We start from the raw sequence: 13,347 nt of genomic DNA on the forward strand, positions 1-13,347 counted from the left end.
TCGCGCGCCAAGGGAGGTCGCATGTCCACGCGGGAAGGCAGTCTCGAGGCCCCCACGCGCCACCCGATCGCGTGGCAGGAGGCCGATTACTACGACGAAGCCAAACTCGGCCACGAGCTCGAACGCGTGTTCGACATCTGCCACGGATGCCGGCGCTGCGTGAACCTGTGCAATGCGTTCCCGACCCTCTTTGACCTCGTCGACGAGGGCAGTACCGGCGAAGTCGACGGCGTCGTCAAGAAGGATTTCGTCAAGGTCGTCGATCAGTGCTACCTGTGCGACCTGTGCTTCATGACGAAGTGTCCCTATGTTCCGCCGCATCCGTGGAACGTCGATTTCCCGCACCTGATGCTGCGGGCCAAGGCGGTCAAGTTCCGCAAGGGCGAAGTGCGCCTGCGCGACAAGGTGCTCACCAGCACGGATGCGCTCGGCAAGCTCGCCGCCATTCCGGTCGTCGCCCAGACCGTCAATGCCGCCAACCGCAATGGCGCCGCGCGCGCCGTTCTGCAGTCGGTGCTCGGCGTCGACAAGCGCCGGGAGCTCCCGCCCTATGCCCCGGCCCGCTTCCGCCGCGCCGCCGACGTCCGGGCGGAGTGGCCGGTGCGCGACGGCGAACGCACGCCGGGCAAGGTCGCGATCTTCTCGACCTGTTACATCAACTACAACGAGCCCGGCATCGGCCACGACCTCGTCGCCGTGCTCGCTCACAACGAGATCCCGGCCGTCCTCGCCCGTCAGGAAGCCTGTTGCGGCATGCCCAAGCTCGAACTCGGCGATCTCGAGGGCGTGCGCCGCCTGAAGGACGTGAACATCCCCCAGCTTGCAGCGCTCGCGCGCGACGGCTACGCGATCCTTGCTGCAGTGCCTTCGTGTGCGCTGATGTTCAAGCACGAGCTCCCGCTGCTCTTCCCCGGCGATGCCGACATCAAGGCCGTCGCCGACGCGATGTTCGACCCCTTCGAGTACTTCATCCTCCGCCACCGCGACGGCCTGCTGAAGACCGACTTCAAGCAGCCGCTCGGCAAGGTCTCCTACCACATCCCCTGCCACAGCCGCGTGCAGAACATCGGACAGAAAACGCGCGAGACCCTGCAACTCGTCCCCGGTACCGAGGTCACCACGGTCGAGCGCTGCGCCGGTCACGACGGCACATGGGGGGTCAAGGAAGAGTACTTCGAACAGTCGATGAAGATCGGGCGCCCGGTGTTCCGCCAGATGGCGCAGGCCGCGCCGGACTTCATCAGCTCCGACTGCCCCATCGCCGGCCGCCACATCCAGCAGGGCATCCGCGACAGCGGTACCGCGCTCGCGGCGGAGAAGGCCCATCCCCTGACCCTGCTGCGCAGGGCCTACGGACTGTGAGGAACCGACCCGATGAACCCCATTTCCCGCGACAGTCTCCTCAGCCTCGAAGCCTACGCCCGCCAGCGCGCCGCCTTCCGCAGCCGCGTCATCGCCCACAAGAAGGAGCGCACGCTGCATCTCGGCGAACACATCACGCTGATCTTCGAGGACGAACTCACGATCCGCTACCAGATCCAGGAAATGCTGCGCATCGAGCGCACCTTCGAGGAAGCCGGCATCCGGGACGAACTCGACGCCTACAACCCGCTCGTTCCCGACGGCAGCAACTGGAAGGCGACGATGATGATCGAGTTCCCCGCGGAGGACCAGCGGCGACTCTGGCTCGCCCGCCTGATCGGGATCGAACGCCGCGTCTGGGCGCGCGTCGGAGGCGACGAGCCGATCTTCGCGATTGCGGACGAGGACCTGGAACGCGACAATGGCGAGAAGACGTCCGCGGTGCACTTCCTCCGCTTCGAACTGCCGCCTGCGCAGATCCGCGCCCTGCATGCAGGTGCCGCGCTCGCGATCGGTGTCGATCATCCCGCCCTGTCGGCGGTCGTGGAACCCGTACCCGACGCGATCCGGCAATCCTTGTGTGGAGACCTGCGAGCTTGACGCTGCTGAAACCCATCATCCGCGGGGGCCTCGTGGCCCTCGTCTGTTTTTCGGCCCCGGCAATTGCCGGGCTCCTCACCGACCTCGAACCCGATTGGAAGGAGGGCGAGCACACGCTGCCCGCGCCACCGCGCGAAACCGGTCTGCGCGAATTTTTCGTCAGCAGCGCGTCGCCCAACCACTTCTATATCGACGAGGACAGCATCATGGTCGGCGACGACGGCGTCGTCCGCTACACCCTGGTGATCCGCAGCGCCGGCGGCGCGACGAACGTCACGCACGAAGGTATCCGCTGCGCCAGCGGCACTTGGCGCCTGTACGCAACCGGCCGCGCCGGCGGACAATGGTCTGCGGTGCGCGACGAGGAATGGAAGCCGATCGTCGGCAACGCCTACAATCGCCCGCGCGCGGCGCTTTCGGAAGACCATATCTGCGACGGCCCGGTGCCGCCGCGCGACCGCAACGAAGTCCTGCGGCGGCTGCGTGGCGAAGCCAGCACCTTCATGAAATCGGGAAAATAAGCCTGCAGACCGAGGAAACCCCCATGGATCAGCTCATCGTCGAATTCGACAAGGCCCTGCGCACCCTGTTCGCCCCTGCGCGCACGGTGCGTCCCGTACCCGGCGGCGACATGCCGGATACCCTGCTCAGCGACGCCCAGCGCGAACACGTCGCCGGCCTCATGCGCGTCAATCACTGCGGCGAGATCTGTGCCCAGGCCCTCTATCAGGGACAGGCCATCATGTCCCGCGATGCCAGCGTGCGCCGCGAACTCGAGCAGGCCTCGAACGAGGAGACCGAACATCTCGCCTGGACCGAACAGCGCATCGCCGAACTCGGCGGACGCAAGAGCCTGTTGAACCCCCTGTGGTACGGCGGGTCGCTGGCGCTGGGAATGCTGGCCGGGCGGCTCGGCGACCGCTGGAACCTCGGCTTCCTCGCAGAAACCGAGCGCCAGGTGGAGGCCCATCTCGGCGGGCACCTCGATCAGCTGCCGGCCGAGGACCAGAAGTCGCGCGAGACCATCAGGCAGATGAAGATCGACGAAGCGCGCCACGCCGACACCGCCATCGGCCTCGGTGCGCAGGAGCTTCCCGGGCCGGTCAAGGCAGCCATGAAGATCATGGCGCGGGTCATGACGACCACCTCGTATCGCGTCTGACCCGCAGGCAGGGCAGGGGGCGGCCCCGTCCCCTGGCCGGTTACCCAGGCCGGAGGCTTATTCGACGTCGACGATCGTCACCTCGTGGACCATCTCCGCCGTCTTGGCCAGCATGATCGACGCGGAGCAGTACTTCTCCGCCGACAGGTGCACGGCGCGTTCCACCGTTTCGCGCTTCAACCCCTTGCCGGTCACCGTGAAGTGGAAGGTGATGCGAGTGAATACCTTGGGATCGGTCTCGGCCCGTTCCGCGATGAGCTTCACCTCGCAGTTGCGCACATCGTGGCGGCCGCGCTGCAGGATCAGCACCACATCGAACGCCGTGCAGCCGCCGGCCCCCGCCAGCATCATCTCCATCGGCCGCGGCGCGAGGTTGCGTCCGCCCGCCTCCGGGGCTCCGTCCATCGCAACGACGTGACCGGTGCCGGTCTCGGCAAGAAAGGTCATCCCGTCGACCCATTTGATCGTGCATTCCATCTTTGACTCCGTTGTCGGCTGGATTGGGGTCGCCCTTGGTCGACCGGGTGGCGATTTTACCGGAATGCCCCGCGCGGTCGCCCAGTCTCGCCATATGCCGTTGTTGCATTGCAGCATGCCGAGCAACCTGACTGTCGGGTAGAGACTCGCGCTAAGGGAACCCTGCCGCGCTGGCGTCGCGCAAATTGATATACGTCAATGAGTTGTAATTTTATAAGCAATGCTTATCTTTCGATTAAAACATTTATAGTGCAACGCACAAAAAAATCTTGCCACGCCGAGTTCGGCTACGGATAATCGTAACCAGTCGGATCAATTGAGCTTCGTGATCCAAACCGTGTCTCCTCCACCCTCCTCCTTTGGTGTGGATTTAACGCAGTCCTCCAAGGACTGCGTTTTTTTTGGTGCGGTCCGAAATCGGCTGCACTCTTCGCGCAACGAGCCGCGGTCACTTGCGGACAACATCGTTGAGCCCGCACATCTGCTTCGCGCCATCATCCATCGTATCTTCGGCTCAGACGGTGAGCGCCTCCGTTTCGCGCGCCGACCTGCCGCCGTAGGTGAGGAAGCCTTCATATATGGGCACCAGACCCCGCATCCGGCGATACGGTTCCTCGCTTGCCGCCTGTTGCCGGTCGCACATGGCACTCTCGCCGCTACCGTCGAGCATGCCCATGAACCCATCCGAGGTGCGCAGCAGGAGGGCGTTGTTAGCAGGAGGGCGTTGTTTCCCGCTCCTGTGATCGGCGCAAGCCGCCAAGTGTCATTAGCTCGAAGTGCTCTATCAATTACGCTAAATCATGCAAGGGCGGCGGCTTTGAGCTGACACAAGTGTCGGCGAACTTGTCCGAGCCGGCGGCGGCCACCCGAGTCCCGGCTCCATCGCTGCCGCAACGCCGATCATTGATCCTGATTTGACTTTCGGCTGTGCTTCCTATTACCATCACGAGCTTTCCGTTTATTGGCCTCTGCCCCAGGCCGGACAAGATCGAGGATTCGAATGAAAACGTTTTCTGCCAAGCCGCACGAAGTCAAGCGCGACTGGTTTGTTGTCGACGCTGCGGACAAGGTGCTTGGCCGGGTCGCCGCCGAGGTAGCCCGCCGTCTGCGTGGCAAGCACAAACCCATTTACACGCCGCACGTCGATACCGGCGACTTCATCGTCGTGGTCAACGTCGAGAAGCTGCGTGTCACCGGTAACAAGGCGCAGGACAAGAAGTACTACCGCCATACCGGTTTTCCGGGCGGAATCTACGAAACCAACTTCACCAAGCTGCAGCAGCGCTTCCCGGAACGCGTGCTCGAAAAGGCGGTGAAGGGCATGCTGCCGAAGGGGCCGCTGGGTTACGCCATGCTGAAGAAGCTGAAGTGCTACGCGGGTGCCGAGCATCCGCATGCCGCTCAGCAGCCCAAAGTTCTCGAGATCTGACAGGAGCCGATCAATGGCTGTGACTTACAACTACGGCACTGGCCGCCGCAAGACTGCGGTTGCCCGTGTTTTCATCAAGCCGGGTTCCGGCAACATCGTCGTCAACGGCAAGCCCCTGGACGAGTTCTTCTCGCGTGAAACGGGTCGCATGATCGTGCGCCAGCCGCTCACGCTGACTGAGAACGAAAACCGCTTCGACATCATGGTGAACGTCACCGGTGGTGGCGAGTCGGGTCAGGCGGGTGCAGTTCGTCACGGTATCACCCGTGCGCTGATCGAATACGATGCCGAGCTGAAGCCGGTGCTGCGCAAGGCTGGTTTCGTGACCCGCGACGCGCGCGAAGTCGAACGGAAGAAGGTTGGTTTCCGCAAGGCCCGTCGCCGCAAGCAGTTCTCGAAGCGCTGATACCTTTTCCCGGTATCCGCTGGCACAAAAAGCCGCCCGATGGGCGGCTTTTTGCTTTTCTGCGCGCAAAACCGGCGGGCGATGGGTGAGATAATTAAAAGCTGCATCGGGGATTGCCCCGCCAAGGAGAAAGCATGATCAAGGTTGGTGTCGTCGGCGGTACGGGTTATACGGGTGTCGAACTGCTCAGGTTGCTTGCGCGTCACCCCGACGTTCAGTTGCACGCGATCACGTCGCGCGGCGACGCGGGCATGGCAGTGTCCGAGATGTTCCCGAGCCTGCGCGGCCGCGTCGATCTGCGTTTCGTCACGCCCGCCGAGGCTGAACTCGACCGCTGCGACGTCGTGTTCTTTGCCACGCCCAACGGCATCGCGATGCAGCAGGCGCGCGAACTCGTCGACAAGGGCGTCCGCGTCATCGATCTCGCTGCCGACTTCCGTATCCGCGACATTGCCGAATGGCAGAAGTGGTACGGCATGACGCACGCCGCGCCCGAGCTTGTCGCCGAAGCCGTGTACGGGCTGCCGGAGCGCAACCGCGAGCAGATCCGGGCGGCCCGCGTCCTTGCCAATCCCGGCTGCTACCCCACGGCCGTGCAACTGGGCTTCCTGCCTCTGATCGAGGCGGGCGTGGCGGACCTTTCGCATTTGATCGCCGATGCCAAGTCAGGCGTCTCGGGAGCCGGGCGCAAGGCGGAGGTGCATACGCTGTTCGCCGAGTCCGCCGACAGCTTCAAGGCGTACGGCGTGCCGGGGCATCGCCATCTGCCTGAAATCCGCCAAGGGCTGGTCGGTATGGCCGGCAAGGCAGTCGGCCTGACCTTCGTGCCGCATCTCACACCGATGATCCGCGGTATCCACGCGACGCTGTATGTCCGGCTCACGCAGAATGTGGACGTGCAAAGCCTGTTCGAGTCGCGCTATCGCGCCGAGCCGTTCGTTGATGTGATGCCGGCGGGCAGCCACCCCGAAACCCGCTCGGTTCGTGCGAGCAACATGTGTCGCATCGCCGTCCATCGTCCGCAGGGCGGCGATGTCGTCGTCGTCCTGTCGGTCATCGACAACCTCGTGAAAGGGGCGGCCGGGCAGGCGGTGCAGAACATGAACATCATGTTCGGTTTCGAGGAGACCCAGGGGCTCGACATCGTGCCCGTCAGTCCCTGACGGAACCAATCGCGGCGATAGCCACTCTCATTTTGACGAAACGTGTCGGGTGACGCATTATTTGAAAGTGCACACCCCTTCAGGAGATAACATGAACACTGCAGTCGAAACGCCCGAACTGCTTGTCTTCACCGACAGCGCAGCCGGCAAGGTCAAGGAACTGATCGAGGAAGAGGGCAATCCCGAACTCAAGCTGCGCGTTTTCGTCAGCGGTGGTGGCTGCTCGGGCTTCCAGTACGGCTTCACTTTCGACGAGGAAGTGAACGAGGACGACACCGCGTTCGAGAAGAACGGCGTGACCCTGCTGATCGACTCGATGAGCTACCAGTATCTGGTTGGCGCCGAGATCGACTATACGGAAGGTCTCGAAGGCTCGCAGTTCGTCATCCGCAATCCCAACGCGACGAGCACCTGCGGCTGCGGATCTTCCTTCTCCGCCTGACGCGCGCGCTGCCCATCAAATAAAACGGGAGGCCTCGGCCTCCCGTTTTATTTGATGGGCTATCCGTGCCGCAGATCAGTCCGCGCGTGCCACCGTCGTACGATCGAGCAGCGCCAGGCGCTCGAGCAGCGGTGCAGTGTCGCGACGGAAACTGGCAAGCGCGGCGCTCCCGAGCGGTTGGGTGGTCGGCAGCGCGATCTTCATCGGATCGCGAGCGACACCGTTCACACGGATCTCGAAGTGCAGGTGCGCGCCCGTCGACCATCCGGTCGATCCGACAAAGCCGATTACATCGCCTTGGCGGACGCGCTGGCCCTTGCGCAGCCCCTTCGCGAAGCCGTTCAGGTGTGCGTAGGCGCTTTCGTAGCCGTCGCGGTGCTGGATCACGACGGTGTTGCCATAGCCGCCCTGGCTGCCCGCGAATTCAACGACGCCGTTCGATGCCGCCTTGACCGGGGTTCCCGTCGCTGCGGCGAAATCCGTACCCTTGTGCGCCTTCCAGCGTTTGTGGATCGGGTGCATGCGGCCCCCGAAGTTGGAAGAAATGCGCGAGAACTCGAGCGGATAGCGCAGGAAGGCCTGGTTAAGCCCTCGTCCGTCGGGCGTGAAATACGCGTCGGACCCGTCCTCGTCCCGATGCAGTACGACCGTGTGGCGCTTGCCGTCATTGACGAACTCGGCCGCCAGGATGCGGCCGGCTCCCGCGGGCATGCCCCGATCGTGCAGCGACTCATACACGATGCTGAAGCGGTCGCCACGCCGCAGGTCGCTGCTGAAGTCGATTTCGGTACCAAAGATTTCCGCAAGCTTCGTCGCGACGCTATCGGGGACTCCCGCCGCGTCGGTTGCGCCGAATAGCGTCTGGCGGATCGTTCCTGAGCGCATCTCGACGTTGACGCCCAGTGTTGCGGCCGTGCGGGTGCGGGATTCGAGACCGGCAGCCGTCCGCTCCACCGTGTAGCGCTCGTCGCCGCCCGCGACCGGCAGGCTCAGGAATGCAATCCTCCCGTCCGTCTGCACGGTGGCGAGGACCGATCGTCCGGCCCGCAACTGTCTCTGTGCCTGCACCCCTTCCGGCTGGTTCAGGTAGTCGAGGACTTCCGCATCGTTGGCGCCGACTCGCCGCAGGATCGCCTGTATCGTGTCGCCGGGGCGCACGCGCTCGTCGAAGACGAAGGGCAGATCCGTGGCATCGGCAACGGGCGATGCAATCGCCCCAAGGCGTTCCACGACCGATTGCGTGACGATCGAAGTTTGCGGCGCCCCCGGGGGGACGGCTGTCGCGGCAACGACGCCCAGCAGCGACGTGCCGGCCAACGCGCCGACGGCCCACCGCTTGCGTCCGGTGGGGAGGAGGCCGTTGAGTTCGGCTAGAATCGTGACTTTTCGTGCCTGCATGGGATTTTCGGACAAAAAACTTCCGCGAGTTTAGCAAAGTTTCTTGTCGTCCCGTTGAATGGAGAGTTGCATGACTGACGTACAGGGAGCCCTCGAACTGATCAAGCGGGGTGCCGACGAGTTGCTGATAGAGGCCGAGCTTGTCGACAAGCTGAAATCCGGCCGCCCGCTCCGGGTGAAGGCCGGCTTCGACCCTACCGCGCCCGATCTGCACCTCGGTCATACGGTCCTCATCAACAAGCTGCGTCACTTTCAGGATCTGGGGCACCAGGTGATGTTCCTCATCGGCGACTTCACCGGCATGATCGGTGACCCGTCGGGCAAGAACGCCACCCGCCCGCCCCTGTCGCGCGAGCAGATCATGGAGAATGCGCGCACTTACCAGGATCAGGTGTTCAAGATTCTCGATCCGAAAAAGACCGAGGTCTGCTTCAACTCGGCGTGGATGGAATCCCTCGGTTCGGCGGGGATGATCCGCCTCGCCTCGCGCAGCACCGTCGCGCGCATGCTCGAGCGCGATGATTTCGCCAAGCGCTACGCCGCCAACCAGCCGATCTCCATTCACGAATTCCTCTATCCGCTGTGTCAGGGCTACGACTCGGTGGCGATGCGTGCGGACATCGAACTCGGCGGCACCGACCAGAAGTTCAACCTGCTGATGGGGCGCGAACTGCAAAAGCACGAGGGCCAGATTCCCCAGTGCGTCCTGATGATGCCGCTCCTCGAGGGGCTGGACGGTGTGAACAAGATGTCCAAGTCGCTGGGCAACTACATCGGGATTGCAGAAGGGCCGCGCGAGATCTTCGGCAAGCTGATGTCGATTTCCGACGACCTCATGTGGCGCTACTACGAGCTGCTGTCCTTCCGCTCGATCAGCGAGATCGCCGATCTGCGCCGTGACGCTGAGGCAGGGCGCAATCCGCGCGACATCAAGGTCATGCTGGCGATGGAACTGGTTGCCCGCTTCCATGACGACGCGGCGGCCGAGGATGCGCGCGCGGAATTCGAGGCACGCTTCCAGCGCGGCGTGCTACCCGAGGACATGCCCGAGGTGAAGGTGGCAGTCGGGGCCGATGGGATGCCCGTCTTCCAGGTCATCAGGCAGGCCGGCCTGACCGGTACGACATCGGAGGCGATGCGGATGATCGAGCAGGGGGCGGTGCGACTCGACGGCGATCGCGTCGAGGACAAAGGTCTGGTGCTGCAGGCAGGGACGACGGTGGTGCTGCAAGTGGGCAAGCGCAAGTTCGCGACCGTGCATCTGGGCTGATGGCTGGCAGCGTTTCACCGACGCGTGACGGCCGAAGGTCCGCGTCTGTGCAAATGCCATGTGTAATATAGTGTAAACATGCTTCGGGCCGGGCGACGGAGAGTGATCCATGCCCGGCTCGTTGCTCGCGCGCCACCGACTTCTCGCGCGAGCGTTATTGCGCCCGTTCTTGAAGGCAGGGTTTCGAGACCATGAGGTTCCGGTCATTGTTCGGTACGGGCGCCACCTTGCGCCCCGGCTCCTTGGGCGCAATCGTCTTCGTGGTTGCCCTCGGGGCCGCAGCCCTGTTTGTCGCGCAGTCGGAGCGCGAGAGCCTGCGCATCCGACGTGCCGAGATCGCCGACCAGAGCGGCGACAAGGCGCACGAAATCGAGAGTGCGGTTCGCCACGGCCTGACCGCAACGTTTGCCCTCGCAGCCCTTGTGAGGCAGGGGAAGGGTGTCGTTCCCGATTTCGATGCCGTGGCGACCGAGATGCTTCGCTACTACCCCGGTGCCGATTCCCTCCAGCTTGCGCCGGGCGGCGTCATTCGGCAGGTCGTGCCGCTTGCCGAGAACGCTCGTGCGATAGGGCACGATCTGCTCGCGGATCCCGCCCGCAACAAGGAAGCTTTTCGCGCCCGGGATACCGGCGAACTCACCCTCGCCGGACCATTCGACCTGATGCAGGGGGGTATTGGTGCGGTCGGCCGCCTGCCGGTGTTCCTTGACGCCGAGAGCGGCCGGACGCGGTTCTGGGGATTCACCACGGTACTGATCCGTTTTCCCCAAGTCCTTGACAAGGCCCAGTTGCCCCAGCTCGTGAAGCGCGGGTTGCATTACCAGCTATGGCGTGTACACCCCGATACCGGGCTGAAACAGCTCATTGCGGCGTCTTCCGAGGGGGCGCTCATTGATCCGGTGGATCGTGCGGTCATGATGCCGAACGGCACGTGGACACTCAGCGTTGCGCCGATCGACGGCTGGACGCACAAATCGGCGCTGTCGCTCAAGCTGCTCCTGGGATTCATCTTCAGTGCGCTCCTCGGTTGGCTTGCGAAACAGATGGGGGAGCTGAGACTTCATCGTTACCGGTTGCAGACCTTGGTCGACGAGCGCACGTCCGCGCTGGCGGCGCGTGAATCCAAGCTGGGGGCGCTGATCAGTTCGCTACCGGACCAGCTGTTCGTGCTCGATGAGCCGGGCCGGATCGTCGAGGTTCATTCGCCGGATCCTGCGCTTCTTCCGATGGTTCCGCACGAACTCCCTGGGCGTGCGTACGGCGAGGTCTTTCCGAAAACGGTCGCGAGCGCGGTCAGCGAGGCGCTGGCGGCCATTCGCAAGGATGGCCAGCGGCACGAATTCGAATATGCACTGGAGCTTCCGGGCGGGGTCCGGCAGTTCAGCGCGTCGATGAGTCAGCTCTCGCGCAGCGACGGAGCGCCGGCTGGTTTCATCGCGCTCGTACGGGATGTTTCCGAACGCAAACTGGCTGAAGAAAAGATGCGCGAGGCGATGGTGGTCTTCGATGCATCCAGCCAGGGGATCATGACCGCGGATGCCGCGGGCGTCATAACCTCCGTGAACCCCGCCTTCTGCTCCATCACGGGCTATTCGGCGGATGAGGTTATCGGGCAGACACCCGCGATGTTCAAGTCCGGGCGCCACGATGCTGTCTTCTACAAGAACATGTGGGCGACCCTCGAGACGACCGGCCGCTGGGAGGGCGAGGTCTGGAATCGGCGCAAGGCTGGTGACGTCTATCCGCAGTGGCTGACCATCTCTGCCGTGCGCGACGAGTCGGGAAAACTCATCAAGTATGTATCGATCTTCAGCGACATGACGCGGCGCAAGCAGCGCGAGGAGGTCATCTGGCGGCAGGCGAATTTCGATGCCCTCACCGGCCTTGCCAATCGAAACCTGCTGAACGATCGCCTCGAGCGCGCACTGGCGCACAGTCGCCGCACGGGCAAGAAAGCCGGTCTGGTGTTCCTCGATCTCGACGGGTTCAAGTGGATCAACGACACCCTGGGCCACGACGTCGGTGACGAGATGCTCATCGAGGTGGCTGCCCGACTCAAGGACTGCGTCCGTCAGCAGGACACGGTCGCGCGGCTCGGGGGTGATGAATTCACCCTTGTCGTCGATGACATCGTAGATGTCGAAAGTCTCCAGGCCGTCGCCGACAAGGTGTTGCGGGTCATTCGCGAGCCTTTCCTGCTTGCCGGCGCGAACCGTTACGTCTCGGGCAGTCTCGGAATCACGGTGTTCCCCGACGACGGTGATAACGTGCAGGCCCTGCTGCGCAACGCCGACATCGCGATGTACCAGTCCAAGCAACTCGGCAAGAACCGCTGTCAGTTCTATTCGCAGGACATGCAGGAGGCCGCCCGTCTGCGGGTGCAACTGGAGGCCGAATTGCGTGTGGCCATCGAGCGCCGCCAGTTCGTTCTCTATTACCAGCCCATCATCGATGCCGGAAGCGGTTGCGTGAGCGGCGCCGAAGCGCTCGTGCGCTGGCAGCATCCCTCGCGTGGTCTCGTCGCTCCGGACGAATTCATCGCCATCGCCGAAGATACAGGAATGATTCTGCCGATCGGCGCATGGGTGCTCGACGAAGCATTGCGGCAGGCGAACGAATGGCTGGAGCAGGGATTGTCTCCTCTCCGGATGGCGGTCAATGTTTCGGGCGTCCAGTTCCGGGAGCAGGGGTTGCTCGACCTGATCGCGCAGGCCAGCCGGAAATCCGGATTCGACAGGATCGAACTTGTCCTGGAGATCACCGAGTCCGTGCTCATGCAGAGCAGCGATGCCACGGAAGCCCTCATGCGCGAGATCGGTCAGTTGGGCGTCCGTTATTCGCTCGACGACTTCGGAACCGGGTATTCATCACTGTCATACCTGAAGCGCTTTCCCGTCGATCAGGTAAAGATCGATCGCAGCTTCGTCAGCGACTGCCTCGAAGACAAGAACGATGCCCTGCTTGTCGAGGCGATCATCAACATGGCGCATAGCCTCGGACTCAAGGTGACGGCGGAAGGGGTCGAGACTGAATCGCAGCGCGAGTTCCTCTGCGCGCGCAATTGCGATTACCTGCAGGGCTATCTCGTGAGCAAGCCCCTGCCGGCGGACGCCTTCCGACTGTTCGCCCTCGGGCGCAGGGCGGGCAACGACTAACGTGCTTCCCGGCGCCCCTAGCGCCATGCCGCAAGGGCCGAATTACGGACTGCGTCGTCCATGTGATGTCCTTGCGGTGCGTCCATAAAACTATTTTCCGGAAATGGCTTGACGCTTCAATTGAGCTCTATATAATTCGCGCCTCTTCAGCGCTGCGGCGGATTTGGCGGCGGCGGTGGAGGGCAGGAAAGAGGGGGGCGGTGCTGCAGCGGATTTAAAAAAGTTTGCTGCGGTGCTTGACGAAAGCGGTTGAGTTTGTCAGAATCTCTTTCTCGCTGCTTCGGCAGCGGTTCTTTAAAAAATTGGACAACCGATAAGTGTGGGTGCTTGGTTGGCGCGACCGAACTGCTTCGGCAGTTTTAATGTTGCAAAGATTGAGTGCTCATATGTAAGTCAGTAATGATTTCTTTGAGTGCTTTGTTGGATTGAACTTAAGAGTTTGATCCTGGCTCAGATTGAACGCTGGCGGCATGCTTTACACAT

The 13,347-nt window shown here is 63.1% G+C and carries 14 protein-coding genes; 10 read left to right on the forward strand and 4 right to left on the reverse strand.

The window, feature by feature from the left end:
- Positions 1-21: 21 nt before the first annotated feature.
- From GPA27_RS12190 to coq7, 4 genes are read left to right on the forward strand one after another with little or no spacing between them, the layout of a single operon-like run.
- The gene (locus tag GPA27_RS12190) at positions 22-1,362 is read left to right on the forward strand and encodes a heterodisulfide reductase-related iron-sulfur binding cluster (RefSeq protein WP_169140783.1); all 1,341 of its coding nucleotides are present in this window, start codon (positions 22-24) and stop codon (positions 1,360-1,362) included.
- A gap of 12 nt (positions 1,363-1,374) precedes the next feature.
- Positions 1,375-1,962, forward strand: a complete 588-nt coding sequence (locus GPA27_RS12195) for a DUF3501 family protein (RefSeq protein WP_169140785.1) — start codon at positions 1,375-1,377, stop codon at positions 1,960-1,962.
- On the forward strand, positions 1,959-2,483 hold the full coding sequence (locus GPA27_RS12200; protein WP_169140787.1) for a CNP1-like family protein: 525 nt from the start codon (positions 1,959-1,961) through the stop codon (positions 2,481-2,483). Before GPA27_RS12195 ends, GPA27_RS12200 begins: the two co-directional genes overlap by 4 nt.
- A 23-nt stretch (positions 2,484-2,506) precedes the next feature.
- Positions 2,507-3,124: a 2-polyprenyl-3-methyl-6-methoxy-1,4-benzoquinone monooxygenase gene (gene coq7 / locus GPA27_RS12205; RefSeq protein ID WP_169140790.1), complete on the forward strand. Its 618-nt coding sequence runs from the start codon at positions 2,507-2,509 to the stop codon at positions 3,122-3,124.
- A gap of 57 nt (positions 3,125-3,181) precedes the next feature.
- On the opposite strand, the gene GPA27_RS12210 is transcribed toward coq7, so the two are convergent.
- Both GPA27_RS12210 and GPA27_RS12215 read right to left on the reverse strand, forming a co-directional pair.
- Positions 3,182-3,601, reverse strand: coding sequence for an OsmC family protein (locus GPA27_RS12210; RefSeq protein ID WP_169140792.1), 420 nt, complete (start codon positions 3,599-3,601; stop codon positions 3,182-3,184).
- Positions 3,602-4,115: 514 nt separating this feature from the next.
- A complete protein-coding gene (locus tag GPA27_RS12215; RefSeq protein WP_169140658.1) occupies positions 4,116-4,277 on the reverse strand; it encodes a hypothetical protein in 162 nt (53 codons plus the stop codon).
- A 324-nt stretch (positions 4,278-4,601) separates the two neighbouring features.
- Here GPA27_RS12215 and rplM point away from each other — a divergent pair, with 324 nt between their 5' ends.
- From rplM to erpA, 4 genes are all read left to right on the forward strand, one after another.
- Entirely contained in the window at positions 4,602-5,030 is a 429-nt protein-coding gene (gene rplM, locus GPA27_RS12220; RefSeq protein WP_076601387.1) for a 50S ribosomal protein L13, read from the forward strand.
- 13 nt (positions 5,031-5,043) lie between these two features.
- Positions 5,044-5,436 carry a 30S ribosomal protein S9 gene (gene rpsI / locus GPA27_RS12225; protein WP_018988797.1) on the forward strand — a complete coding sequence of 131 codons (393 nt, stop codon included), beginning with the start codon at positions 5,044-5,046 and terminating at the stop codon, positions 5,434-5,436.
- Positions 5,437-5,570: 134 nt separating this feature from the next.
- Positions 5,571-6,599, forward strand: coding sequence for an N-acetyl-gamma-glutamyl-phosphate reductase (gene argC / locus GPA27_RS12230; RefSeq protein ID WP_169140794.1), 1,029 nt, complete (start codon positions 5,571-5,573; stop codon positions 6,597-6,599).
- A 91-nt stretch (positions 6,600-6,690) separates the two neighbouring features.
- Positions 6,691-7,041, forward strand: coding sequence for an iron-sulfur cluster insertion protein ErpA (gene erpA, locus GPA27_RS12235; RefSeq protein WP_076601385.1), 351 nt, complete (start codon positions 6,691-6,693; stop codon positions 7,039-7,041).
- A 75-nt stretch (positions 7,042-7,116) separates the two neighbouring features.
- Here erpA and GPA27_RS12240 read toward each other — a convergent pair whose 3' ends face one another.
- Positions 7,117-8,439 carry a M23 family metallopeptidase gene (locus GPA27_RS12240; protein WP_169140796.1) on the reverse strand — a complete coding sequence of 441 codons (1,323 nt, stop codon included), beginning with the start codon at positions 8,437-8,439 and terminating at the stop codon, positions 7,117-7,119.
- A gap of 70 nt (positions 8,440-8,509) precedes the next feature.
- Here GPA27_RS12240 and tyrS point away from each other — a divergent pair, with 70 nt between their 5' ends.
- A complete protein-coding gene (tyrS, locus tag GPA27_RS12245; RefSeq protein WP_169140797.1) occupies positions 8,510-9,709 on the forward strand; it encodes a tyrosine--tRNA ligase in 1,200 nt (399 codons plus the stop codon).
- A 203-nt stretch (positions 9,710-9,912) separates the two neighbouring features.
- Here tyrS and GPA27_RS12250 read toward each other — a convergent pair whose 3' ends face one another.
- On the reverse strand, positions 9,913-10,098 hold the full coding sequence (locus GPA27_RS12250; protein ID WP_256222914.1) for a hypothetical protein: 186 nt from the start codon (positions 10,096-10,098) through the stop codon (positions 9,913-9,915).
- 72 nt (positions 10,099-10,170) lie between these two features.
- On the opposite strand from GPA27_RS12250, the gene GPA27_RS12255 reads away from it, so the two are divergent.
- The gene (locus GPA27_RS12255; RefSeq protein WP_256222915.1) at positions 10,171-12,864 is read left to right on the forward strand and encodes an EAL domain-containing protein; all 2,694 of its coding nucleotides are present in this window, start codon (positions 10,171-10,173) and stop codon (positions 12,862-12,864) included.
- Positions 12,865-13,347 lie beyond the last annotated feature (483 nt).

Source organism: Aromatoleum toluolicum, from assembly GCF_012911005.2.
Lineage (GTDB): Bacteria > Pseudomonadota > Gammaproteobacteria > Burkholderiales > Rhodocyclaceae > Aromatoleum > Aromatoleum toluolicum.

What these genes read in the sequence shown, in the direction of transcription:
- GPA27_RS12190 (WP_169140783.1), top strand. Translation starts at nt 22, where the DNA reads ATGTCCACGCGGGAAGGCAGTCTCGAGGCCCCCACGCGCCACCCGATC.
- GPA27_RS12195 (WP_169140785.1), top strand. Translation starts at nt 1,375, where the DNA reads ATGAACCCCATTTCCCGCGACAGTCTCCTCAGCCTCGAAGCCTACGCC.
- coq7 (WP_169140790.1), top strand. Translation starts at nt 2,507, where the DNA reads ATGGATCAGCTCATCGTCGAATTCGACAAGGCCCTGCGCACCCTGTTC.
- GPA27_RS12210 (WP_169140792.1), bottom strand. Translation starts at nt 3,601, where the DNA reads ATGGAATGCACGATCAAATGGGTCGACGGGATGACCTTTCTTGCCGAG.
- GPA27_RS12215 (WP_169140658.1), bottom strand. Translation starts at nt 4,277, where the DNA reads ATGGGCATGCTCGACGGTAGCGGCGAGAGTGCCATGTGCGACCGGCAA.
- rplM (WP_076601387.1), top strand. Translation starts at nt 4,602, where the DNA reads ATGAAAACGTTTTCTGCCAAGCCGCACGAAGTCAAGCGCGACTGGTTT.
- rpsI (WP_018988797.1), top strand. Translation starts at nt 5,044, where the DNA reads ATGGCTGTGACTTACAACTACGGCACTGGCCGCCGCAAGACTGCGGTT.
- argC (WP_169140794.1), top strand. Translation starts at nt 5,571, where the DNA reads ATGATCAAGGTTGGTGTCGTCGGCGGTACGGGTTATACGGGTGTCGAA.
- erpA (WP_076601385.1), top strand. Translation starts at nt 6,691, where the DNA reads ATGAACACTGCAGTCGAAACGCCCGAACTGCTTGTCTTCACCGACAGC.
- GPA27_RS12240 (WP_169140796.1), bottom strand. Translation starts at nt 8,439, where the DNA reads ATGCAGGCACGAAAAGTCACGATTCTAGCCGAACTCAACGGCCTCCTC.
- tyrS (WP_169140797.1), top strand. Translation starts at nt 8,510, where the DNA reads ATGACTGACGTACAGGGAGCCCTCGAACTGATCAAGCGGGGTGCCGAC.